Origin of the sequence: Mycobacterium sp. DL99 (assembly GCF_004762045.1) — a bacterium.
Lineage (GTDB): Bacteria > Actinomycetota > Actinomycetes > Mycobacteriales > Mycobacteriaceae > Mycobacterium.
On sequence record NZ_SJOM01000007.1, the window covers coordinates 2,824,539 to 2,846,568 of the forward strand.

Here is a 22,030-nt window from a genome sequence, read left to right on the forward strand (position 1 = left end):
AGTCGGCCCAGCTTCTTGGGTGTGAGGAGGACTGGATCAGTTCAGGACGAGCGCCGGGACATCGGGCCGGTACACCTTCTTGTTCTCGACCTTGAACAGGTCGACCAGGTTGCCGCCCATGACCTTTCGGACACCCTCTTCGTCGAGGCCATGTGCCTGCAGGTCGTCGACCAGGTTGATCGGATCGGCCAGCCCCTCGGGGTGTGGCCAGTCGGATCCGAAGATGATGCGGTCGATACCGCACAGGTCGGCCATCTTCTTGAAATCGTCCTCCCAGAACGGGGCGACGTAGATGGCACGCTTGAAGGCCTCGACCGGGTCCTCGGGGAACTCCTGCGGCATCTTCGAGTAGACGTCCTTGAATTGATAGAACAGGTACGGCACCCAGGAGGCGCCGTTCTCCACCGACAGGATGCGCAGATCCGGATTGCGGGTCAGCGCACCGTGACAGACCAGTGCGGCCATGGTGTCCTCGATCGGCCGCTTGCCCATCGCGACCATCCGGAACGAGGTCGGCTTGAAGGGCGTGAACTCCTCGGCCGGCTCCCAATCGTTGAGGTACTGGGAATAACCGCTGTCGGAGGCGTGCATGCACACGGGGATACCGGCTTTGACGCAGGCATCCCAGAACGGATCGAATTCGGGCAGACCCAGCGAACGGCTGCCGCGGTAGCCGGGCACCGGCGCGGGCCTGACCAACACGGTCTTGGCGCCGCGTTCCAGACACCACTCGAGTTCCTCCAGCGCACGGTCGACGACGCCGAGGTTGATGACCGGTGTCGAGAAGATCCGGCCCTCGTAGTTGAACTGCCAGGTCTCGTACATCCACTCGTTGAGCGCGTGAATGATGTCGAGGATCAGGTCCGGATCGTCCTTCAGGCGCTCCTCGACCAGGCTGGCCAACGTCGGGAACATGATCGTGTAGTCCAGGCCGAGGCTGTCCAGAACCTCAAGGCGCGCTTCGGGATTGCGGAACGCCGGGATGGCCTTCATGGGCTTGCCCATCACCTCGCGGTAGCTCTTGCCGCCGCTGCCGTGACGGAAGTACTCCTCCTGGGCGCCGGGCCGGGCGACGACCTCGAACGTGGGGTTCGGGATGTAGTCACTGATGTGGTTGCGCACCACGATCTTCGTGCGGCCGTGCACATCGATGTAGTCGATGACGCCCTTGCGGTGCTCGGGCAGGAATTTGGTGAGCGCTTCCTTGGGCTCATAGAAGTGGTTGTCGGCGTCGAACACCGGATAGGGAAGCTCGCGTGACGGCATGTTCGCCTCCTGGAAGAGTCTTGTTTTCGAAACTGGTAATGACGTTACCACGTGATGACCAGCGGCGACGAGCCCATTCGGGCGATCGCTCAAAATCGCGTAAAAGCGCTGTTCAGGTGGCAGATTCGGGTGCCAGTAGGCCGCGCACGCAGAACTCGTAGATGTGCTCGCCGTCGATCGGCGTTCCGTTGAGTTCCACGCCGAGTGAACGCAGGCGCATCGCACCCAGCACGGACTGCATGATCAGGGCCGCGGTGCTCTGGATGTCAATGTCGGGACGGAAGGCTCCCGAGTCCATTCCGCGTCGCAGGATGTCGCCGATGAGCTCGTGCAACGGCGCCAGCACCCGGGCGTACTCACGGGGCAACGACTCGGCGAGATGGTCGTTGTAGAAGGTCAGGCCGCGGTTGATGCTGTCCTGGGTGCTCGACGACGCAGGGATGGTGATGCGCTCGATGAGTGACCGCAGTGCTTCGGGTCCGGGCAGCCCGTCGGTGTCGGCGCGCCAGCGCTGTGTGGACTCGGCCATGATCTTGTCGATGAGGGCCAGCAGCAGCTCGTCTTTGGTGGAAAAGTGCTGGTAGAACGACCTCAATGAGGTCTTGGAGCGTTCCACGACCTCCAACACGGTGAAGTCGGTGCGTCCCGTCTCGCCCAGGATGGTCAGGGCCGATTTCATGAAGCGGCGGGCCCGGTCCGCCTGTGCCTCGGCGCGTGCGCCGTCGGACGGTCGTTCGGCCGGCCTGACCATTGCGCCATCACCTCCGTCATGCTGCACTTGCGAGAATGACGTTACCGGTTCTGTAGAAGCAATAGGCGGCTTGTGATTACTGTGTTGGATCGACTGCGGGCGGAGCAGCGATGTGAGTGAGTGGTTCCTGTTCCTGCCCCAGGTACGGCTGGACGTCGATGACGTCGTGGAGCGTGCGCGGGTGGCCGAGGCCAGTGGATTCGACGGCATCGCGTTCATCGACCATCTGGAAGCCCCGGGCGCGACGCACCAGAACATCTGGGAGGCAATGACTGTCGCCACGTGGGTGGCGGCCCGCACCGAGCGGCTCCAGATCGGCCACCTGGTGCTGTGCGACGCCTTCCGGCATCCGGCAGTGCTGGCCAAACAGGCCGTCACGTTGTCGGCAGCCAGCGGCGGCCGGTTCGAGCTCGGCCTGGGCTCAGGTTCGTGGCCGCAGGAGTTCGAGCGGTTCGGTATCGAGACCGGTGACGCCGCGGCGCGGGTACGCAGGCTCGGTGAGAATCTGCGGCTGCTGCACCAGTACTGGGACGGTGACGACGAACGAGCGCAGACGCCGCGGCCGGCCCGTCGAATTCCATTGGTACTGGGCGGAACCGGCAAGCACATGATGGAACTGGTACGGACTCATGCCGACTGGTGGAACATCCCGTCGCATCAGCTCGATAGACTGCCCACATTGCTGCCGACGGTGGGCTCGGCGCGGGTCTCGCTACAGCAGATGGTCGGCTTCGTGGGTCGAGACGCCGACCGCTCGACGGTGACCGACCGCAGCACCCGGTTGTTCGGGCACCTCGGCGACGGGCTGGTGTGCGGTGACGCTGCCGAACTCACCGCCCATTTCGCCGGGCTGTCGGCCCAGGGGGTCGAACGCTTCTACGTGTGGTTCGCCGATTTCGCGGCACCCCAAACTATTTCGGAATTCGCCGAGACAGTCATCAATGCATGAAAGGAACAAGGACGATGACAGCCGAACCAAAAGAGGCCGAGCCGGCGCAGTGGACGCTGCAGATGCTGCTCGACCTGTTCGACGCCGAACCGGCGGGGGAGAACCGCTTCACCGTGCAGACCGGCATCGCCGGTGTCGACGAGCGTCAGGTGGTGGAAGGAACCCAGATCGTGGGTGCAGCCATCGTCGCAGCGGCCAAACGGTTTCCGGACAAGTCGATTCGCTCGGTGCACGCGGTGTTCGCCCGCGCGGTGATGGTCGGACCGCCGGTGGAACTCGACATCGATGTGATCAGCGAAGGCCGGTCCACGGCCACCGCGGTGGTCGCCGCGTCGCAGAACGGCAAGCGCTGCATCACCATCACGGTGTTCACCGATGTGCCGTCCGGTGACGTGATCCGCCATCACCTGCCGCGGCCCGAGGTCGCGGGCCCGGCCGATTCGAACGTCTCGCACATGCCGATGATCGGCCGCGAGCTTCGGCTCGTCGACGTGGTGGACGTGAACAGCCCCGACGAGGTCGGTCCCCCCGAGCTGTACGCCTGGCTGCACTATGACCCGGTGCCGGCCCGTGACGATCTGGCCAAGGCGCTGATCGCGTACTTCACTGGGCACCTGGGTATTTCGACCACCATGCGGGCCCACGAGGGCATCGGTACCGCCCAGGCTCATCTCACCGTCTCGACCGCGCCGATGACTGTCACGGTGAGTTTCCACGAGCCGGTCCGCTGGGACGGCTGGCTGCTCTACAGCCATGAGAGCACCCAGGTCGGCTCGGGCATGTCGTACGTGCGCGGCGCGGTGCACACCGAAGAGGGTGAGCTCATCGCGTCGTTCAGCCAGGACGCGCTGATCCGGCCGCTGCGCACCACCGATACCACCATCTCGGCCCACTCGCGGCTGTAGACCGGCGCCGCCGCTCAGATCTTGAGATACCCCTTGTCTGCCGGGATCTGGGCGGCGGTGACCAATGCCGAGGCATCGCTGGCCAGCCACACGACGATGTCGGAGATGTTGTCCGGTGCGATGAGCGAATCCGTCGGCAGCGCGCCGGGGGAGAAGCTGTGGATGTAGTTCGGATGGTCCTGCAGCACTTTGTACATCGACAGGTCGTTGCCCATCGGGGTGTCGGTGCCGTAGGGGTGGACCGAGTTCACCCGGATACCGAACTCGCCCAGCTCGACAGCGAGTGAATTGGTGAGCCCGACGACACCGAACTTGCTGGCGCAGTAGTGCGCACAGCCGGGAACGGCCTTGATCCCCGCGGCCGAGCTGATCGCGATGATCGAACCGCCGTTGCCCGCTTCGATCATCGGAGGCACCACCGCCTGCACGGTGTGGAAGAGCCCGGTGAGATTCACATCGATGATGTCCTGCCACTGCTGTGCCGGAATCTCCCACAACCGGCCCCAGTTGAGCACACCGGCATTGGCGACGACGATGTCGAGCCGGCCGAACTGTTCGACCGCATCGGCCACCAGGCGGCGTTGGCCCTCGGCGTCGCGCACATCGACCTCGCGGGCCAGGATCTTGCGTCCCTCACCCTCGACCAATGCCACGGTCTCGGCGAGCTCCTCCGGGGTGGCGGCGGCATACCCGTTGTGCTCGGCGACCGGCGCGCAGGCGTCCAGCGCGACGATGTCGGCGCCGGCGCGGGCCAGCCGCACACAATGCGAGCGGCCCTGCCCACGGGCGGCACCAGTGACGTAGGCAACGCGCCCGGCCAGTGGGGTATCGGTGTTGCTCATGCGGATTGCTCCTCGGGTAGGGCGGAGACGCGGACATTGGTGAACTCGTAGTCGGACAGCGGGGAGTGCCGGGCGAACTGCCGGGATCCGGTGATGGTCTGCGGCCGGTAGTACGGGGTTTCGTTCTGGGAGTTGACGAAATAGGTGTTCAGGCCCGATGCCGCGGTGTAGTACAGGTACGCGACGCGGCCGTCGCGACGCATCCGCTCGTTCCACAGGTTGAACGCGTCCTGGCTGACGGCGGCGACCTGAGCGCCGCGGTGGCGGGTCTCATCGATGATCCGCACGGCGTGTGCGGCGACCGTCTCGACATAGTCCAGCCAGGCGAATCCGACGAAACCGAGCGGGCCGACGATCTCCCAGCGGTTGGGCAGGCGCGGGTGGGCCGTGCCCGCGTAGCTCTGCAGGCCGTGCGCCCGGTAGTACTGGGCGAGGTCGAAACCGCATGCGCCCAGGATCGTGTCCGGGCGGTAGGTCTCCGGGTCGATCCAGAGTTCGTAGCCGGTGGCCAGCACCAGCAGGTCGGCCGGGTGGTCGACGCCGTCGGCGGTGCGAATCCCGGTTGTGGTGATCCGCTCGATCGGTGTGGTGATCAGGTTGGTGTTCGGATTGTTCAGCGCGGGCAGGAATGCGCTTGAGATCACCGGCCGCTTGGCCAAGATGCCGTAGCGCGGCACCAACTCTCGCCGGGTCGCCGGGTCGTCGACGACAGCGCGCAGCAGCAGCTTGTACAGCAGCCGGGACCAGCCATCGTAGAGCGGCATGAAGCGGCGCAACCATTTGTCCGGCAGCCGGGAGAACACGTGGATGATGGGTGCCACCATGAAGATGTCCATGGCGAGCCGGCCCGCCGCATTGACAGCTGGGACCACTCCGGGCAGCCGGAACAACCGGCGCATCCGCGGCGAGATGTCGAAGTCGACCTTCGGCAGCACCCAGGCCGGAGTGCGCTGGTAGACATCGAGATTGGCGGCCTCCGCGGACAGGGCGCCGGTGATCTGGACGCCGGATGATCCGGTCCCGATCACGGCGATGCGCTTGCCGCTGGTGTCATAGCTGTCGTCCCAGGCGTTGGGGCGCAGGATGGTTCCGGTGAAGTCTTCGACGCCCTCGATGTCGACAGTGTTCTTGGCGTTGACGTATCCGCCGACGGAACTGACCAGGAACCGTGCGGTCACCGGCGCTCCGTCGCGGATCTCCAATCGCCACAAGCCGTGTGTGTCGTCCCACTGCTGGCGGATCACCTCGGAGTTGGGGCGCAGGTGTTCGTAGAGTCCGAGATCGGCGGCGGTGTCCTGCAGATAACGGCCGATTTCCGGGCCGGGCGCGAAGAACCTGCTCCAGTTCGGGTTGGGGGCGAACGACAGCTGGTACCACAGGGTGGGGATGTCGACGGCCAGGCCGGGGTAGTGGTTGTCGCGCCAGGTGCCGCCGAAGTCGTTGCCGCGTTCGATGATGACGAAGTCGCGGATACCCTTCTGGCGCAACATGTGTGCTGTGGCGATGCCACCGGGGCCGGCGCCGATGATCGCCACCTCGTAATCGGGCGTGCTCATTACTGCCTTCCGGTCAGGCCGACGACGATGTGGTCGGACACGAATCGTTTCACCGCACGTGGACTGTCGAGGTTCACGCCGATGGGTGGGAGAAGTTCGAAGCTCATCAGCATTCGCACGATCCACTCGCTGGCCCGGGCCGGTGCGATGTCGGCACCGACCTCGCCGCGCTCCTGGGCCGCGCGCACCCGCGGCTTCCACAGCTCGATCGAGCGCCGCATCAAGTCGTCGCCGGTATTGCGCAGCAGCAACACCACGATGCTCTCGTTGAATCCGCTGGCGATGACCGAGTCGGATTGCTGCCGGTGCGCGCAGATGACCCCCGCCGCGGCGGCGACCTGACCGGTCAGGCAGGTCTCGTGCTCCAGCGCGGCGGCGACGGTCTCGATGAATGCCGTCGTCAGGTGATCGAGCGCGACCTTGATGGCGTTGTCGCGGCTGCCGAGCGCGTTATGCACGGTGCCGCGGGATACGCCGGCAGCCTCAGCTACTGCGGTAAGGCTGAATTGCCTTGGGCCCAAATGCCTCAGGGTCTCCGCGGTGGCAACGAGCAGTGCGGGTGACACGGTTCGCTCGGGCTCGGACATTTGAACACATTAACGATATGTGTTCAATCTGGTCAATGGCTGAGCGCGGTGGGACTCACATCTCCGCGACGTCGTGCGCGTGGTGGACGATGTCGTGCAGGTGGTAGATCGCGATCGTCGCGACGGTGAACTCGCTGCCATTGCTGCGCAACCCGCGGCGCGACCAGGCGTCGGCCGGCACGCGATCGTAGGTGTCGGCGACCACCCCGGCCGCCTCGAACAGCTCGGTCGCGACGGTCCCCGGGTCCTGCGACCCGTAGTCGTCGGCGATCGCGGTGGCATCCTGATCCCAGTTGGGGAAGTGCGGATCGTGCTCGGTCAGCATCAACTGCACCCGGTGCTCGAAGATCCGGTGCACGTCACGGATATGGCAGCCGTATTCCAGAATCGACCAGCGGTCCGCACGAGCCCGGACACCTACCCCGGGGCGGTGCAGGCGGGACACCCACAGTGCGGCATCGTCGCGGATCCGGCCGGCCACCTCGCTCCGGTGCACCACCGTCGGGTCGAACCCGCACTCAGGGCAGCAGCGGGACAGTACCCAGGTCCAGTCCTTGTTGTCGGGTTCCAGTGCGGGGTCCATGACACCAGTGTCTGTTACCGGTCAGCCGGACGACAACGCCGATCTGAGCACATCGAGTGGCAGTCCACCCAGATCGAGTGCGCGGCTGTGGAATTCCCGCAACGACGATCCCCGGCGCAGGGTCTCGTCGCGCAGTTCGTGCCAGATCCGCTGCCCGATGGCGTACGACGGTGCCTGCCCCGGCCAGCCCAGATAGCGATCCAGCTCGAAGCGCAGGTTCTCCTCGGCCATGGCCGAATGTGAGGTCAGGAAGTTCCATGCCCGCTCGGCGTCCCACACCTCACCGTCGGGCGCGGTCAGGCCGCAGTGCACACCGATGTCGAGGACCACCCGGGCCGCGCGGAATCGTTGCGCGTCAAGCATTCCCATCCGGTCGCCGGCATCGTCGAGCCAGCCGAGCTCGGCCATCAACCGCTCGGCGTACAGGGCCCAGCCCTCACCGTGGCCCGACACCCAACAACCCAGCCGCCGCCACCGGTTGAGCCGATCGGCCAGGGCCACCGCGCGGCCGATCTGCAGATGGTGGCCGGGGACGCCTTCGTGGAAGACCGTGGTCGTTTCCTGCCAGGTGTGGAATCGCTCGATCCCGGGCGGTACCGACCACCACATGCGCCCGGGGCGCGACCAGTCCTCGGACGGCCCGGTGTAGTAGATGCCGCCGGTCTGGGTCGGCGCGATCCGGCACTCAAGCGTGCGAAGCGGCCCCTCGATGTCGAAGTGGGTGCCGGCCAGTGATTCCACCGCGCGATCGGAGAGCTGCTGCATCCAGGCCTGCAGGGCGTCCGTACCGCTGATGACGTATCGCGGCTCCTCGTCGAGCCGGCGCAGCGTCTCGGCGACCGTGGCACCCGGATAGAGCTGTTGGGCGATCGATTCCTGCTCGGCCACAACGGCATCGAGCAACCCCAAACCCCACTCGTAGGCTTCGTCGAGATCGACGGAGGTACCCAGGAACAACCGCGACATGAGCCCGTAGGCGTCGCGCCCGCAGGCGTCGGATTGACGGGCCCGTGGGGCGATCTCCTCACGCAGCACATCGCCCAATTGCCGGTAGGCGTCGGCCGCGGCGTCGCTGCGCTGCTGCAACTCCGCCTGAAGTCGCGGGGTTGCCGGCGCCGCGCCGGTGCACATCTCGGCGAACAACTGGGCGATCTGGCGGGACTGGGTGACCCCGCGGGTGACCTGGCGCAGGGCGGGGGCGTGGCCGGTGCCGGACGCTTCGCGTAATGCGTCCGCATAACCTGCGGCCCGCTCGGGTACTTTCGCCAACCTCGCGGCGATCAGCGCCCAATCATCCTCGGTATCGGTGGGCATCAGGTCGAATACGTCACGCATGGTCTGCAGCGGCGACGCGATGACGTTGAGCTCGCCCAGGTCCAGGCCGGCATCGTGCACGTCGACGATCGCGCCGAGGCGCTCGCGCAGTGCGGCCACGGTGACCACGTCGACGTCGTCGACGGGTTCGATCCCAACGAGCTCCCGCAAGGTGGCACGGGCCGCCTCGGCGCGTGCCGTCACTCCCTGCGGGGAGTAGTCGGTGACGTCGTCGTCGTGTCCGGTGATACCCAGTTCTGTTGCTGCGCACGGGTCGAGGCGCGCATAGGTGTCCAGGTAGCGCTCGGCTACCGCGTCGACGGGGGTGGTGGCCCTAGCCAAGGTTGTTCGCGGCGAAGGTGTCGCACTTGTTCGGATCACCGGTCTGGTATCCGATGGTGAACCACTTCTGGCGTTGCTCGGAGGAACCGTGGGTCCAGGCCTCGGGGTTGATCCGGCCGGTGGCCTGCTTCTGGATCCGGTCGTCGCCCACCGAGGAGGCCGCCGACAACGCGTCGGTGATGTCCTTGTCGCTCAGCGGTTCCAGGAACGGCACGTCGGTGCCCTCCTGCCGGGTGATCGACGCGTAGTGCGCCCACACGCCGGCGTAGCAGTCGGCCTGCAGTTCGGTGCGCACGCCCGCGCCCTTGGCGCCCTCAGGGTCACGCTGGGCCCGGCCGAGAACCCCCAGGAGGTCCTGCACGTGGTGACCGAACTCGTGGGCTACCACGTACTCCTGCGCGAGCGGGCCTCCGCTGGAACCGAACTGGTCGACGAGCACCTGGAAGAAGTCGGTGTCGAAGTAGGCCGTCTTGTCCACCGGGCAGTAGAACGGCCCGACGTCACTGGTGGCCGGACCGCAGCCGGTCTGGACCTGACCCTTGAACAGTCGCACGTGCGGGCGGGTGTAGCCCTTGAGCAGTTGCTGCCACACGCCGTCCACGGAGTTACCGGTGGCGACCACGCGGCATTCGACCTTCGAGTTGGCGTCGGCGCCGGTCTTGCACTGGCTCAGATCGAATCCCTCGCCCCCGGCGCCGCTGGTGTCGATTTGCTGCTGTTGTTGAGGCATCACGGTGCCGGGGTCCACACCGAGGAACAACGCGAGCACCACGATCAACAGACCGCCCATCCCTCCACCGATCGCGATGCCACGGCCGGGGCCACGGCCACCGCCGGTACTGGAGGTGGTGCTCGTGTCGATCTGCATACCCTCGTTGAAGGTCATCGCGTCACTCCATCGCATTCGCCGGTAGGTGCGTGCTCAACAGCCCGTTCAGCTTGCCACATTAGGATTCACACGTGTCCGTCGTTGCGGAACATGCGACCATCGCCCACACCTCGCTGGGGCGGCTACGCGGCACCCGCGAAAGCGGGGTCAGCGTATGGCGGGGTGTCGAGTACGCCCAGCAGCCCATCGGCGCGCTGCGCTTCCTGGCGCCGCGGCCCGTGGTGCCCTGGACCGGGGTGCGCGACGCCGTCGAGCACGGCCCGTTGCCGCCACAAGGGCGTTCGTTCGTCGGGGGAGGCCGCGACGACCCCAAGGTCCGCGACGAGGCTTGCCTGACGGTCACGGTGTGGTCGCCCGATACGGGTGGATCGCTGCCGGTGATGGTGTGGATCCCCGGCGGGGCGTTCGTCTACGGCGCCGGCCAGTTGCAGCTGTACAACGGCTCGCGGCTGGCAGCCAACGGCAACGTGGTCGTCGTCAATGTCACGTATCGGCTCGGCGTGTTTGGCGGATTCGAGCTCGGTGACCTGGGCGAGGGATTCGACGACAATCTGTGCCTGCGCGACCAGATCGCCGCGCTGCAGTGGGTGCGCGACAACATCGCGGCATTCGGCGGCGATCCCGAACAGGTGACGGTGTTCGGTGAATCGGCCGGGGCCACATCGGTGTTGGCGCTGTTGGCCAGCCCGGCGGCCGACGGTCTGTTCGCCCGGGCCATCGCCCAGAGTCCGGCGCTGCCGCTGATCGCCGATCGCGAAGACCGGGCCCGCCAGTCGCGGCGTTTCATGCAACTGCTCGGGGTGGGCGCCGAGGCGCTCAAGGTGCTGCCGCAGCGTCAGTTGCGCCGCGCGGCCGGTCAGCTACAGCTCGAGAGTGCGCAGCAGACACCGACGTTGGCCTACGGGCTGACCCACGGTGTCGACCTGCTGCCGCTGCACCCGACCGAAGCCGCACGTGCGGGCGCGGTGTCCGCGGTGCCGTTGATCATCGGCACCAACAGCCACGAGGCATCGATGTTCGCCTGGGGTAAGCCGCCGATGCTGCCGACGACGTTGGCCGGTGTCGAGGACTATCTGCGCCGCCGAACCCCGCACGATCGCGATCGGGTATTGGCCGCCTATCCGGATCTCCCGCGCCGCCGGGCGTTGATCGCGTTCGGCTCCGACGTCATGTTCGGGGCGCCGACCTGGGCGTTCGCCGATGCCTACAGTGGGCACGCACCGACTCACGTGTACCGGTTCGACCACACCACCTGGACGTTGAAGGTATTGGGCCTTGGCGCCACCCACGGCAGCGAGATCGTGCACATCCAGCACAGCTACGGGTCGTATCTGGGGCGCAAGCTGCATCCGCTGGGCCGGCGCGTCCAGCCGTCGGTGGGTCGGCGGATGCAACGCACCTGGCTGGATTTCGCCCGGGCCGAGGTCGCCGATTGGCCGCAGTACGACGTCGAGCAGCGCCTGACCCGGGTGATCCGTTCCACGCGCGACGAGACCGTCGCCGATCCCGACGTGGCGCGACGCGTCGCGTGGGAAGGGCTGGGCTGACGCCCTACTTGCCGTATCGCTCGTTGCTGTAACGGCGCAGGTTGTGCAGGAACCGCTGGAAGAGCCATGCCATCACCGGCTGACCCATGGTCATGCCGAGCCGCCCGGCGAGCCCGCTGGGCTTCATCGCCATCACCCAGGTCAGGTGGCAGCCGTCGGCCGTCTCCACGACGCGGTAGTCCTCGGCAAACGCCGAAATCGCGTTCGAGGTGCTGGTGTTGAAGCGGAAAGCCATGTGGGAGAAGGGTTCCCACGCCAGGAACTCCTCATCGCCGGTGATGTGCCCGCGCATCGTGACCGTGCGGGTGGTGCCGACACCACGGGGTTCGGGGCTGGTCCATTCCACATTGGTGATGACGGTGGCCCACTGTGGCCAGGAGGTCGCGTCGCTGAGTACCTCGAACAGCTGCTCGGGCGTGATGGCGAGGTCGACGGTGCTGACGAAGCGGAACGGCGCACGGTCGATGAAGTCCAACTCGACGCGTTCACACTCATAGGTCCGGGCCATGACCAGACACCCTAGGGGAGAGTGTCTAGTGGCGGGTCAGCCCGGCCCGTCGCCGGCCGCGGCCAGCAGTGGGACGACGACATCGCTGATCGGGGTGGGCAGGCAGTACGCCGCCGCCTTGCGGGCGATGACACCGTTGCGGATATCCCACTCCAGAGGCCGGCCGGCCTGGTGGTCGGTCAGCATCGAGGTGGTCAGGTCCTCCGGCGCCGCGGCCAGCATGCCGACGATCTCGTCGACCACCTCGTCACCCAGGCCGGCGCCATCGGCGCGGGCCACGGCCAGGCACTCGGTCAGATAGCGCCGCGCCAGCGCGGCCACGTCGTCACGGCGGAACATCCCCGCGCGCCGGTCGGCCAGCACCATGAACCCGACCACGGCGTTGACCAGCAGCTTGCGCCAGGCCGCGCTGCGGAAATCTGGATCGCGTTCGACGACGATCCCGGTACCGCGCACCGTGTCGGCCACGGTCGCCGCCGCCGGGGTGTCCGGCAGCACCAACCGGGCCTCGCTGCGCAACCGCACCCAGCCGCCGGGCTGCATCTCCGATGAGATCCACACCGCTGCCGGCACGACGTGGGCCTCGTCCGTGTACCGGCTGACCTCGGATACCCGCTCGACCTGCTCGACACCGTTCTGCAGCGCGCACACCACGGTTTTCTCGTCGCACAACCGGTCCAGCCAGGCCGCTGCCTGTGCGTTCTGGGTGTCCTTGACGGCGAGAAACACCACGTCGAGCGGGCCGTCGACCGAGGACGGATCGGTGTGCACCGGGCCCGGCACCCGGATGGGATCCCCGTCGTCGGGCCGGACCTCGACGCCGTCGCGTGGGGTCCGTCCGCACAGCAGGACGGTCCGGCCGGCGGCGTGTAGCAGCGCGGCGACGGTGGATCCGATGGCGCCCGGGCCGATGACGGCGATGGGGGAGTTCACTGCTGCCAAGTTACCGCCGCAGGCGACTCTCTAGACTGGTCACTCGTCACCACCCGTCTGATCTCAACATTCAGGAGTTTTCGTGCTGCGCAGTCATGCCGCCGGTTCATTGCGGGCCGCGGATGCCGGTCAAACGGTCACCTTGGCGGGATGGGTCGCGCGTCGCCGTGATCACGGCGGCGTCATCTTCATCGACCTGCGCGACGCGTCGGGTGTGTCGCAGGTGGTGTTCCGTGAAGGTGATGTGCTCGCCGCCGCGCACCGGTTGCGCGCCGAGTTCTGCGTCGCCGTCACCGGCGTGGTCGAGGTCCGTCCGGAGGGCAACGAGAACCCCGACATCGCGACCGGCAAGATCGAGGTGAACGCCACCTCGCTGACCGTGCTGTCCGAGAGTGCCCCGCTGCCGTTCCAGCTCGACGAGACCGCCGGCGAGGAAGCCCGGCTCAAGTACCGCTACCTGGATCTGCGCCGTGAGGGCCCGGGCAACGCAATCCGGTTGCGCTCCAAGGTGAACGCGGCCGCCCGTGGAGTGCTGTCCGAGCACGACTTCGTCGAGATCGAGACCCCGACGCTGACCCGCTCGACGCCCGAGGGCGCCCGCGACTTCCTGGTGCCCGCGCGTCTGCAGCCCGGCTCGTTCTACGCGCTGCCGCAGAGCCCGCAGCTGTTCAAGCAGCTGCTCATGGTGGCGGGCATGGAGCGCTACTACCAGATTGCGCGCTGCTACCGCGACGAGGACTTCCGCGCCGACCGGCAGCCCGAGTTCACCCAGCTGGACATGGAGCTCAGCTTCGTCGACGCCGACGATGTCATGGCGATCGCCGAGCAGGTCCTGCGGGCGGTCTGGTCGACGATCGGTTATGAACTGCCGCTGCCGTTGCCGCGCATCAGCTACGCCGATGCGATGCGCCGGTTCGGTTCCGACAAGCCCGACCTGCGGTTCAGCGTCGAACTCATCGAGTGCACCGAGTACTTCAAGGACACCCCGTTCCGGGTGTTCCAGGCCCCGTACGTGGGCGCGGTCGTGATGGAGGGCGGAGCGTCGCAGCCGCGCCGCACGCTCGACGGCTGGCAGGAGTTCGCCAAGCAGCGTGGCCACAAGGGCCTGGCCTACGTGCTGGTCGGCGAGGACGGCACTCTCTCTGGCCCGGTGGCCAAGAACCTCACCGACGCCGAGCGTGACGGCCTGGCCGCCCACGTCGGTGCCAAGCCCGGTGACTGCGTGTTCTTCGCGGCAGGCCCGGCCCGCACGGCGCGGGCGCTGCTGGGCGCCACCCGCATCGAGATCGCCAAGCGCCTGGACCTGATCGACCCGGCCGCCTGGGCATTCACCTGGGTGGTGGATTTCCCGATGTTCGAGCCCGCCGATGTGGCGACGGCCTCGGGCGATGTGGCCGTGGGTTCGGGTGCCTGGACGGCCGTGCACCACGCCTTCACCGCGCCGAAGGTCGAATCGGAGGGCACCTTCGACACCGATCCCGGCAACGCGTTGTCCGATGCCTACGACATCGTCTGCAACGGCAACGAGATCGGCGGCGGCTCGATCCGTATCCACCGGCGCGACATCCAGGAGCGGGTGTTCGCGATGATGGGCATCGACCACGACGAGGCGCAGGACAAGTTCGGATTCCTGTTGGACGCCTTCGCCTTCGGGGCGCCGCCGCACGGCGGAATCGCCTTCGGCTGGGACCGCATCACCGCGCTGCTGGCCGGGGTGGACTCGATTCGCGAGGTCATCGCGTTCCCCAAGTCCGGCGGCGGTGTGGACCCGCTGACGGATGCTCCCGCGCCGATCACCCCGCAGCAGCGCAAGGAATCGGGCATCGACGCCAAGCCGGAGTCGAAGTCCAAGCCTGAGCCGAAGCCCGAGGCCGAGTCGAAGGCTTAGCCGCTCTCGACGTTGCCCAGCGCGCGATTCGTGAGTGCGGCGTAGTTCGACCGTGGTGCCGTTTGGATCGCCGGGTTCGCCGCGACGGTGCGCCCGACCGGCGCGCTGGTCACGCGCGGGCCGGTGACGTCACGTTGGCGCACCCGACCGAGTTCGGCGACCGGCGCCATGCCGATCTGCGGTCCGCGCGCCACCACGGCCGCCTGCCTGAGGCTGTCGCGTTGGAGCTGCTCGCCGGGCATCAGACTGCCGCCCGGGTTGGCAGGCGCCATGGCGTACTTGGGCGGCTCGACGGGTGCTGTCGTGCCCTGCTTGGGGTAGAGACTGCCGTCCGCCGGTGGGGACGTTCTGCCGACATCGGGCGCGTCCGGCGGCAGCGGCCGGCGGCCCGGGGATCCCCCGTCGTTCCCGTACGACGACGGGGGCGTAGGTGGCGCGCCGGTCATCTGTTCGAGCTGCTGTCGCCAGCCCTGCAGATAGCCGAACAGTTGCTGTGCGTAGTCGGCCGGCATCTGGGCCGGGGGCTGGACGGCCGGTGCCGCGGGCGCCTGCGGCGGTACCGGGTATGTCGGCGGGTACGGCGGCAGGCTCGGTGCACCGGGCATGGGATACGTGGGTGGCCCGGTCCACGGGCCAGCCGGGTACGCCATGCCGGCGGCCATGGCTGCCATGGCGGTCAGCGGCTCCAGAAACTGCCGCCAGGCCTGCAGACAGGCGTAGATCTGCTGGTTGTGGTCGGGTGGGTACGTCATGGTCGGCCTCCTGACGGAGCTGGGACAGCGGATGGGGCGATGGTGTCCAACGGGTGGGGAAGTGAGTGCTGGCAATACTCGGAGTCGAGGATGCGCAGTGCCCGGGTGTCGGCGGGTTCGCGGTTCTCGACGTCGAATATGTAGCAGTAGTCTCCGGCGGGCGTAGGCATCCGGATCGGGCTGGAGAGCCCCTGATCGAGGAACCCGTACGGGAAAAGCCAAGGGAGCGTGGTGTTTTCGCGGCGGTCAAGGCCGCCCGATCGTACCCAGACGTAGTGATCGAGGACGGCGTTGACGGCATGCCGGGCTGATTCGCAGGCGGCTTCCATCGAGGTCATCCGGGTGAATGTCCTGGCCCAGGTGCCGGCGAAGACCACCGAGTTGTGGTGCACCTGATAGCCGCCGTGGCGGGCCTGCCAGACATGGCGCTGCTCGAGGTCCTGCAGCCACCATTCCTCGGTCGGAGCGAAGCTCCACGACGTGCCGTGCGGGTTCCACGGGTCACCACCGGGCCGGTTGTCCCAGTCCCCGATGATCGGTACCAGGTAAGGGGTTTCGTTGCGGACCACCCGGCCCCTGCCCTGGCCCGGCCCGTCGGCCATCACCAGACCCCGGTCCAGCGCAAACCAGACGGGCCAGGGCAGCAATTCCTCCGCGGAGTTGTCGGCATCGTTGGTCAGGGCGGTGACGATCTGGCGCCACACTTCGGCGGCGATCTCGTCGGCGGTGCACTCCCGGGCCGCCCTGCCGCGTCCCAACTCGTCGACCAGGTGACGGGACGGCGCGTTGAAATCCCCGATGTCGACCGAGAGCACCGAGACGTACCCGTCGCGGGCAAGACGGGGTCGGTTCTCCCAGAGTCCGTGCTGATTGATCGATGACAGCGCCCACTCGGTCCCGGCGTAGTACATGTGCCCGCGGATCAGCTGGAACTCCGTGTCGAAATAGAACTGGATGCCACTGAGGGTCTGGAACCGGTCCCAGGGCACGCGTCCCATCTCGTCCATGAGGCAAGGGTCGCGTGCGATCGGCGGCCGGGTGTGCTGCGATTGCAGCGGCCCGTCCGGCGGCGGAGCGGAGGTCGTGAAGCCGTCAAGGCCCGCGACGGTGCCACCGGTGCCGGCGACCCGCAGGGCGGCCGTGATCTGTTCGGCTGCAGGGGCATCCACGGCGACCACGGTGTAGTCCGGGTTCAGCCGGGTGCCGTCGGTCAGCACGACCTGCACCCGGGGCCTCAGGTGCGCCGGCAGGCTCGGGTCGATGTCGGGCGCAGTGAGCTGCGCGGCCGCCCCTGCGACGAAACGGACCCCGAGCTCGACGAGGTGCCGATGCCAGTTGTCGAACCACGCCTCGGTGGTGGGGCCGTTGAGCACGCCGTCGGCCTTGTCGTCGCGGCGGTCCATGTTCAGGTACAGCTGCAGATAGGTGGTGATATTCGTGCGGGCGTCACCCCACTGCGGGTCGAATGCGGCCAGCACGCGAGGCATTTCGCGCAGCAACGCCTCGAAGTTCGGTGAGTAGGACAGCCGCCTGCCGGTCGTGTCGTTGTCACGCCCGACGAAGAAGTCGTAGGAGGACAGGTTCTGCAATTCCCGACCACGGCGCAACGGGCTGGTCACCAGGTAGCGCAGGAGCCGGCCCTGGAACGCTGCGACATCGGTTGCGGTGAAACCCAGTTGGGTGAGCTGGCGGAGAATGCCGAGGAATTCGGCAAGGCTGCGCGGCAGCTCGCGGGGGAACACCAGAGAGGGTTTGCCGTCGACGGTCGTGCCCTGGGTGACGACGCGCCGGACGTTGTCCATGACGGTGCGTGATGTCGGCTGCCATTGGCCGGCACCGGTGCGCTGATAGACCGGGATGCGTTGGAAGAGATCCCAGATGTGCAGATAGTAGGCCGGGAAGAAGCGGAAGCCGTGCTCACCCGCGACGGCGCACTCGGGCGGACACGGATTGCCCCGGCGACCCGGGAACGGACGCAGTTCCGCCGGGCTGCCGCCGACGGGGCCGATGGTCGAGAACTGGGATGCGGCAAGGCCGCCGAGCTTGACCGGGGGATGGCTGCCGGGAGTCGCGGTGTCGAATCCGTTGCGTTCGTCCTCCCGCGGCTCGTACACCGTGACGTCGAAACCGCGGTCGGCCAGCTCATGTGCCGCGGTGAGGCCGGCGATTCCGGCGCCCAGAACGACGACGGTGGGGCGCGGGGTGCACGACGCGGGCGTCGACACGCACGTCATGGCGCACCCGCGCGGAGTGCTCTCAGCAGGGCCGGGTGTGCCGGCGCCCGGACCGCGGCGTGGACGTAGGCGAGAAGCGTGTCGTGTGCGCGCAGTACATCGTCGAGTGTGCCTCGGACGCACAGCTTGTCGGTGTCCACGGCATCCCCGAGGCCGACCGTCGCATCCAGCACGTCGAGAATGGCGGAACGGGAGGTGCGTATCCGCACAGCGGGGGCGTCCGCGCCGCCATCGGTGACCTGGAGTTCGTGTCCACCCGACAGTGCGAAGGTCTCGCCGTCCACGTCGAGTTCGACCACCAGCGGCCCCAGCTGTTGCAGGAGCAGCCGGTAACCGGCGGGCCCCTCCTCGGCGAGGTGCTCGATCGAGCGCCGCAGCAGCGACGAAACCTGTTCAGCCATAGAGGAACTCGAATACACCCGCGCCGGCGAAGTCGATCTGCCTGCCCCCGATTCTTCCGGTCACGGTGGCGGTGCCGTTGGCTTCGCAGAGCACCGTCGACCGGGTGAGACTGAGCTCGCTGGGTTGTGCGAGCCGCGCGTAGGAAGCGACCCGGAATTCGGCGTGTACCTCGTCGTCGACCCGCGCGGCAGCGATGCGGAACTTCTCCGGTACCCCCGGCGCCGCACCGTCGAGGACGAGCCGCATCGGGGGTGGCAAGGTGCAGTCGGGCCCTCGCATCAGCACGCCGACGCGCTCGGTGGTGACCGCGGCGTGCCGGAAGATCGCGGCGGGCTCGTCGTGGTGCCACACGTAGAGCGCCTGGGACAGGTAGTGCAACCGACGCCGGTCGGTCATCTGGAGGAACACCATCGACCACGGATCGCCGGATTCCCGGGGCAGGATGGTGCCCCAGACCCAGCCGAAGTCGTCACCCCACCGGAAGCGACCCCAGTTGTGGTCGTGATAGGCGAGTTCATCTTCGATGCGATGCTCGCGGCCGCCGATGTACAGCCGTCCGGCGGCCCGCAGTCGCGGCACGAACAGCCAGTTCATCCGGCCCTCGCCGACAGGCTGATTGTTGACCACGAACGGCCGGCTGACCGGTGCGAAGGTGAGATCGCCCCGAATATCCTGCTCGGGGAGATCGATCAGCACCCGGTAGCCGTCAGGGGCCACCGTCATCCGGTTGCCGCCGATCGTCAGGTCGCCGAGGTCGGCTGACACGTCGAGCGCGGAGCTGTCGAACCGTTCGACAGCTCCGGTCCACCGGTCGTCGTGGGCGATCACGATCACCCGTGGCACCAGGTGATGACGTCCGGTCGCGGTTGTCTCGTCGGCGAGGCTGAAGTTGATCAGGATGTGTCGGCCCGGCCCGTGAATGACGAAGTGGTGCCACTCTTTGAAGGCTTCAGGGTGCGTCGCGGCGAGCACAGGGGCGCGAAGGAAATCGCTGCCCGCGAGCACTGCGGTCATCGCAGCCACCTCCTCGGGCTGTCCGGTGGCGGGGCCGCGGCGGTTTGTCCGGTGGCGGATTCGGCCAGCCGCTCGATCGCAGTCCCCAGGCTGGCCAGCCCCAGCAGCGCATGCACGAAATCGTCCGCGGGCCGGGGCGGTACGGGTGTCGTGCCGTCACCGGCCAGGGCGTGGATGGCGCGCGACACTGCCGCCAGACCGACCAGATACTCGATGAAGCTGCTCTGCTCGGCCAGGGCCGCCCGGGGGTCGGAGAGGCTCATGCGAAGCCCTCCGGACGGAGGCGGGACAGTATCGCGTCGTCGAGCCCGTGTCCGATGACGGCGTCGGCGAGCAACTCCGCCCATGCGGTCGGAGCGGAGTCGGATACGGCCGGCCCGTCGAGCACGTTGAGGCTCACCGTCTCCCAGAGGCGGCGAAGGTTCTCCACGGACTCCGAGGCGATGAGTGCGTCGCGCAGTCGCGCGCCCGCGGGGCTCCGCGCGTAACGCCGGCCCTCGGCGACGAGGAGATCGTGCAACCCGCGGGCTGCCGCCGGATTGCCGAGAACCGCGCGACGGGCTCCCACGAGCAGCTCGTGGACGGTGCGCTCGGCTGGTGAGGCACCGTCGGGGGCGGGCAGCAGCTGTGGAGCCTGGCGCTCGGTGAGGTCGAGGGTGAGAGCCCGGATCCGATCGAGCTCGGCGAGCATTCCGATCAGCACTTCGGGACTCATCGGGTCCGCCCGTGCACATAGTCGACCAGGGCGGCGAGAGCCTGCCGATGGTGGCTCGGTGGCAGCCAGTCGAGATCAGTCAGTACCGCGGCGGCATGCCCGGCGTGCTCGGCGGCGATGTCCCTGGCGTGTGTCAGCGATCCGGTCCGGTGCAGCAGACCGAAGAGCCAGTGAATTTCATCGAGGGTTTTCGGTTCGGTGATGTGTTGTGCATGAAGGAATTTCGTGATCGCACTGTGGCCGGTGCGGGAGAGTTCGCCCCGGGTGGTGAGGCGATCGAGCAGGCCGGTCAGCCCTGATTCGCCTTCAGCGCCGGGGCGCCGCTTGGCCAGGATGCGCACGGCGTGCTCTCGTTCGGCCGGTTCCGCGCCGCGCAGGGCGTGTAACAGCATCAGGGTTCGTTTGCCCTCCCAGAGATCGCCACCGATCTCCTTGCCGTAGGCCTCGGGGGCGGCGCGCAGGTTCAGCAGGTCGTCGGTGATCTGGAACGCGGCGCCGAGGTGGCGGCCGAAACGCTCCAGCGATGTCAGGTGCTCAGGGACTGTTCCGGCGGCGATGGCACCGGCCTGCAGTGGGGTGATGAACGAGTACCAGCTGGTCTTGAGCTCCACCATCCGGAGATAGTCGCTGTCGTCGAGCCGCCAGGTGTTGGTCCGTACCCAGTCCAGTTCGATCGCCTGGCCGTCGACGGTCTGCCGGGTCATGTGCGCGACGGCCTTAAGGATGCGCAGCGCGGGGCCCAATCCAATGCGCTCGACGTTGTCCAGCAACGGCTGCAGCGACAGTGACAGCATGGCGTCGCCGACATTGACCGCGACCGGGACGCCGTGATCGATGTGCAGAGCGGGTTTGCCTCGCCGCCACCATGATTCATCTTCGATGTCGTCATGGATGAGGAATGCGTTGTGGTAGAGCTCTAGTGTCGCGGCGGTGGGCAGGATGGCATCGAGATGGCCGCCGAGCCCCAGACAGACGGCGATGCTCAGCGCCGGCCGGAGCGCCTTCCCGCCGCGGCGCGGGTAGTCCAGGATCAACTCCCGCAGACCGCTGGATCCTGTTCCGCTGCCGTAGATCCTGGTGATCTCGCCGTCACAGGCCTCCTTGCACAGGGCAAGGTAGGCGTCGAGTGGATTCGGTTCGGTGTGCGCTGGGGGCGCCTCAGGAAGGGTCGAGGTCATGGCTGATCACTTCTTGACCGGCCTCCCGTACAACGCCGCGAGACTTCGCTTCTCCTTGATCCGCAGGGCGAACCGGATTCGGACGGCCATTTCGATCCGCGAGTTCGTGGTCTCACCGAGTACCTCGAGACTCGGCAACACACTGATGGCGAGGTCTATCGGCTCCTCACCCGGTGAGGCCTCGGGGGCGCCTGCATGCGCGATGAGCTGGCGCCGGCCGAGCATCACCATGACGGTGCCAGGCCTTTTCTTGCCCGTGATCGCTCCGGTCTTGTCGACCTCGTCCATCTGCCTGTTGAGCTGTGACGCGCGGTGCAGTGAGTTGACGTGTGCCGCGGCGAGCAGCTCATTGGTGACGGGATAGCCGGCAGTCAGATCGCTGAGCTCCTTCAGTCCCTGGGTGTCGGAGATGAGACACGACGGGGACCGGTAACCGGCATCCTCGATCTTTGCCCGGGCGTCGATGAGGTTGTCCAACAGGATTTGGGATGTTGCGGCGTCGAAGTTGAATGTGTAGAACGCATTGTTGCGCAGTGATCTGATGACCCTGTTGTCCACTCTGCGGGCGAGTCTGGTTGCAGCCCAGTTCACTTCGTCGATCAGGGAATCGAGGGTCGGCGCGGTGGTCTGGACCAGGGTGACCTGGAAACTGACCTCCCGGGAGCGGACTCGTAAGAAGCCGGGATTGTTGACGACGTCGTTGCGTACCCGGCGCTGGCCCGGGTCACAGGTGTTCCAATGGGGGATGGCCTGCCAGGCGATGCACGTCTGCTCGAAGGTCTCGGTGACTGCCTGGTTGGCGATGGTCAATTGTTCTGTAGTCAAATACATTTGGTGACCCCCTGACCCCGATCAGGAAAGCATCGCAGACCGCA

Annotated in this window: 20 protein-coding genes and 1 pseudogene; 4 read left to right on the plus strand and 17 right to left on the minus strand. The window is 67.2% G+C overall.

All coding sequences use genetic code 11. The features are described 5' to 3' along the window. Window positions 1-36 precede the first annotated feature (36 nt). Both EYZ64_RS14145 and EYZ64_RS14150 read right to left on the minus strand, forming a co-directional pair. Window positions 37-1,266, minus strand: a complete 1,230-nt coding sequence (locus tag EYZ64_RS14145) for an amidohydrolase family protein (protein ID WP_135454026.1) — start codon at window positions 1,264-1,266, stop codon at window positions 37-39. Window positions 1,267-1,378: 112 nt separating this feature from the next. Beyond that, complete coding sequence (locus EYZ64_RS14150; RefSeq protein ID WP_135454028.1) at window positions 1,379-2,017, minus strand: TetR/AcrR family transcriptional regulator; 639 nt, start codon at window positions 2,015-2,017, stop codon at window positions 1,379-1,381. A 112-nt stretch (window positions 2,018-2,129) separates the two neighbouring features. Here EYZ64_RS14150 and EYZ64_RS14155 point away from each other — a divergent pair, with 112 nt between their 5' ends. Beyond that, entirely contained in the window at window positions 2,130-2,966 is an 837-nt protein-coding gene (locus EYZ64_RS14155; RefSeq protein WP_135454030.1) for an LLM class flavin-dependent oxidoreductase, read from the plus strand. Between the two features lie 14 nt (window positions 2,967-2,980). Next, window positions 2,981-3,871 (plus strand): acyl-CoA thioesterase, encoded by an 891-nt coding sequence (locus EYZ64_RS14160; protein ID WP_135454032.1) that lies wholly within the window; start codon window positions 2,981-2,983, stop codon window positions 3,869-3,871. 14 nt (window positions 3,872-3,885) lie between these two features. On the opposite strand, the gene EYZ64_RS14165 is transcribed toward EYZ64_RS14160, so the two are convergent. The 6 genes from EYZ64_RS14165 to ypfJ are packed head-to-tail and all read right to left on the minus strand — an operon-like array spanning window position 3,886 to window position 9,981. Then, window positions 3,886-4,713, minus strand: a complete 828-nt coding sequence (locus EYZ64_RS14165; RefSeq protein ID WP_135454033.1) for a mycofactocin-coupled SDR family oxidoreductase — start codon at window positions 4,711-4,713, stop codon at window positions 3,886-3,888. Then, window positions 4,710-6,269 carry a flavin-containing monooxygenase gene (locus EYZ64_RS14170; protein ID WP_135454035.1) on the minus strand — a complete coding sequence of 520 codons (1,560 nt, stop codon included), beginning with the start codon at window positions 6,267-6,269 and terminating at the stop codon, window positions 4,710-4,712. Before EYZ64_RS14170 ends, EYZ64_RS14165 begins: the two co-directional genes overlap by 4 nt. Then, a complete protein-coding gene (locus EYZ64_RS14175) occupies window positions 6,269-6,856 on the minus strand; it encodes a TetR/AcrR family transcriptional regulator (RefSeq protein WP_135454037.1) in 588 nt (195 codons plus the stop codon). The genes EYZ64_RS14170 and EYZ64_RS14175 overlap by 1 nt, the downstream gene beginning before the upstream one ends. A 55-nt stretch (window positions 6,857-6,911) precedes the next feature. Beyond that, the gene (locus tag EYZ64_RS14180) at window positions 6,912-7,439 is read right to left on the minus strand and encodes a DinB family protein (RefSeq protein ID WP_135454039.1); all 528 of its coding nucleotides are present in this window, start codon (window positions 7,437-7,439) and stop codon (window positions 6,912-6,914) included. A gap of 21 nt (window positions 7,440-7,460) precedes the next feature. Further along, a complete protein-coding gene (locus EYZ64_RS14185) occupies window positions 7,461-9,095 on the minus strand; it encodes a DUF885 domain-containing protein (protein WP_135454040.1) in 1,635 nt (544 codons plus the stop codon). Further along, window positions 9,088-9,981: a KPN_02809 family neutral zinc metallopeptidase gene (gene ypfJ, locus EYZ64_RS14190; protein WP_135454042.1), complete on the minus strand. Its 894-nt coding sequence runs from the start codon at window positions 9,979-9,981 to the stop codon at window positions 9,088-9,090. The genes EYZ64_RS14185 and ypfJ overlap by 8 nt, the downstream gene beginning before the upstream one ends. Window positions 9,982-10,055: 74 nt before the next feature. On the opposite strand from ypfJ, the gene EYZ64_RS14195 reads away from it, so the two are divergent. After that, complete coding sequence (locus tag EYZ64_RS14195; protein ID WP_135454044.1) at window positions 10,056-11,531, plus strand: carboxylesterase/lipase family protein; 1,476 nt, start codon at window positions 10,056-10,058, stop codon at window positions 11,529-11,531. A gap of 4 nt (window positions 11,532-11,535) precedes the next feature. Here EYZ64_RS14195 and EYZ64_RS14200 read toward each other — a convergent pair whose 3' ends face one another. Together EYZ64_RS14200 and EYZ64_RS14205 are read right to left on the minus strand one after the other, a co-directional pair. After that, window positions 11,536-12,039 carry an SRPBCC family protein gene (locus EYZ64_RS14200; protein WP_135454046.1) on the minus strand — a complete coding sequence of 168 codons (504 nt, stop codon included), beginning with the start codon at window positions 12,037-12,039 and terminating at the stop codon, window positions 11,536-11,538. 36 nt (window positions 12,040-12,075) lie between these two features. Continuing rightward, entirely contained in the window at window positions 12,076-12,972 is an 897-nt protein-coding gene (locus EYZ64_RS14205) for an oxidoreductase (protein ID WP_135454048.1), read from the minus strand. 82 nt (window positions 12,973-13,054) lie between these two features. On the opposite strand from EYZ64_RS14205, the gene aspS reads away from it, so the two are divergent. After that, complete coding sequence (gene aspS, locus EYZ64_RS14210) at window positions 13,055-14,860, plus strand: aspartate--tRNA ligase (RefSeq protein ID WP_135454050.1); 1,806 nt, start codon at window positions 13,055-13,057, stop codon at window positions 14,858-14,860. On the opposite strand, the pseudogene EYZ64_RS14215 reads toward aspS, so the two are convergent. The 7 genes and pseudogenes from EYZ64_RS14215 to EYZ64_RS14245 form a co-directional block, all read right to left on the minus strand. Continuing rightward, window positions 14,857-17,846, minus strand: a pseudogene (locus EYZ64_RS14215) (FAD-dependent oxidoreductase). The gene aspS and the pseudogene EYZ64_RS14215 sit on opposite strands and share 4 nt — an antisense overlap. Beyond that, a complete protein-coding gene (locus tag EYZ64_RS14220) occupies window positions 17,843-18,247 on the minus strand; it encodes an SCP-2 sterol transfer family protein (protein ID WP_135454052.1) in 405 nt (134 codons plus the stop codon). Before EYZ64_RS14220 ends, EYZ64_RS14215 begins: the two are co-directional and overlap by 4 nt. After that, the gene (locus EYZ64_RS14225; RefSeq protein WP_135454054.1) at window positions 18,240-19,262 is read right to left on the minus strand and encodes a hypothetical protein; all 1,023 of its coding nucleotides are present in this window, start codon (window positions 19,260-19,262) and stop codon (window positions 18,240-18,242) included. The genes EYZ64_RS14220 and EYZ64_RS14225 overlap by 8 nt, the downstream gene beginning before the upstream one ends. Continuing rightward, on the minus strand, window positions 19,259-19,525 hold the full coding sequence (locus EYZ64_RS14230; RefSeq protein WP_135454056.1) for a hypothetical protein: 267 nt from the start codon (window positions 19,523-19,525) through the stop codon (window positions 19,259-19,261). The genes EYZ64_RS14225 and EYZ64_RS14230 overlap by 4 nt, the downstream gene beginning before the upstream one ends. Next, the gene (locus tag EYZ64_RS14235; protein ID WP_135454058.1) at window positions 19,522-19,977 is read right to left on the minus strand and encodes a hypothetical protein; all 456 of its coding nucleotides are present in this window, start codon (window positions 19,975-19,977) and stop codon (window positions 19,522-19,524) included. Before EYZ64_RS14235 ends, EYZ64_RS14230 begins: the two co-directional genes overlap by 4 nt. After that, the gene (locus EYZ64_RS14240) at window positions 19,974-21,155 is read right to left on the minus strand and encodes a polyprenyl synthetase family protein (RefSeq protein WP_135454060.1); all 1,182 of its coding nucleotides are present in this window, start codon (window positions 21,153-21,155) and stop codon (window positions 19,974-19,976) included. The genes EYZ64_RS14235 and EYZ64_RS14240 overlap by 4 nt, the downstream gene beginning before the upstream one ends. Before the next feature lie 6 nt (window positions 21,156-21,161). Further along, entirely contained in the window at window positions 21,162-21,986 is an 825-nt protein-coding gene (locus EYZ64_RS14245; protein ID WP_135454062.1) for a hypothetical protein, read from the minus strand. Window positions 21,987-22,030 lie beyond the last annotated feature (44 nt).

Bases quoted from the DNA above. Each gene is read 5' to 3' on its own strand.
- EYZ64_RS14145 (WP_135454026.1), bottom strand. From the start codon at position 1,266: ATGCCGTCACGCGAGCTTCCCTATCCGGTGTTCGACGCCGACAACCAC.
- EYZ64_RS14165 (WP_135454033.1), bottom strand. From the start codon at position 4,713: ATGAGCAACACCGATACCCCACTGGCCGGGCGCGTTGCCTACGTCACT.
- EYZ64_RS14160 (WP_135454032.1), top strand. From the start codon at position 2,981: ATGACAGCCGAACCAAAAGAGGCCGAGCCGGCGCAGTGGACGCTGCAG.
- EYZ64_RS14245 (WP_135454062.1), bottom strand. From the start codon at position 21,986: ATGTATTTGACTACAGAACAATTGACCATCGCCAACCAGGCAGTCACC.
- EYZ64_RS14240 (WP_135454060.1), bottom strand. From the start codon at position 21,155: ATGACCTCGACCCTTCCTGAGGCGCCCCCAGCGCACACCGAACCGAAT.
- EYZ64_RS14175 (WP_135454037.1), bottom strand. From the start codon at position 6,856: ATGTCCGAGCCCGAGCGAACCGTGTCACCCGCACTGCTCGTTGCCACC.
- ypfJ (WP_135454042.1), bottom strand. From the start codon at position 9,981: ATGACCTTCAACGAGGGTATGCAGATCGACACGAGCACCACCTCCAGT.
- EYZ64_RS14170 (WP_135454035.1), bottom strand. From the start codon at position 6,269: ATGAGCACGCCCGATTACGAGGTGGCGATCATCGGCGCCGGCCCCGGT.
- EYZ64_RS14230 (WP_135454056.1), bottom strand. From the start codon at position 19,525: ATGAGCCTCTCCGACCCCCGGGCGGCCCTGGCCGAGCAGAGCAGCTTC.
- EYZ64_RS14180 (WP_135454039.1), bottom strand. From the start codon at position 7,439: ATGGACCCCGCACTGGAACCCGACAACAAGGACTGGACCTGGGTACTG.
- EYZ64_RS14225 (WP_135454054.1), bottom strand. From the start codon at position 19,262: ATGACCGCAGTGCTCGCGGGCAGCGATTTCCTTCGCGCCCCTGTGCTC.
- EYZ64_RS14150 (WP_135454028.1), bottom strand. From the start codon at position 2,017: ATGGTCAGGCCGGCCGAACGACCGTCCGACGGCGCACGCGCCGAGGCA.
- EYZ64_RS14235 (WP_135454058.1), bottom strand. From the start codon at position 19,977: ATGAGTCCCGAAGTGCTGATCGGAATGCTCGCCGAGCTCGATCGGATC.
- EYZ64_RS14200 (WP_135454046.1), bottom strand. From the start codon at position 12,039: ATGGCCCGGACCTATGAGTGTGAACGCGTCGAGTTGGACTTCATCGAC.
- EYZ64_RS14220 (WP_135454052.1), bottom strand. From the start codon at position 18,247: ATGGCTGAACAGGTTTCGTCGCTGCTGCGGCGCTCGATCGAGCACCTC.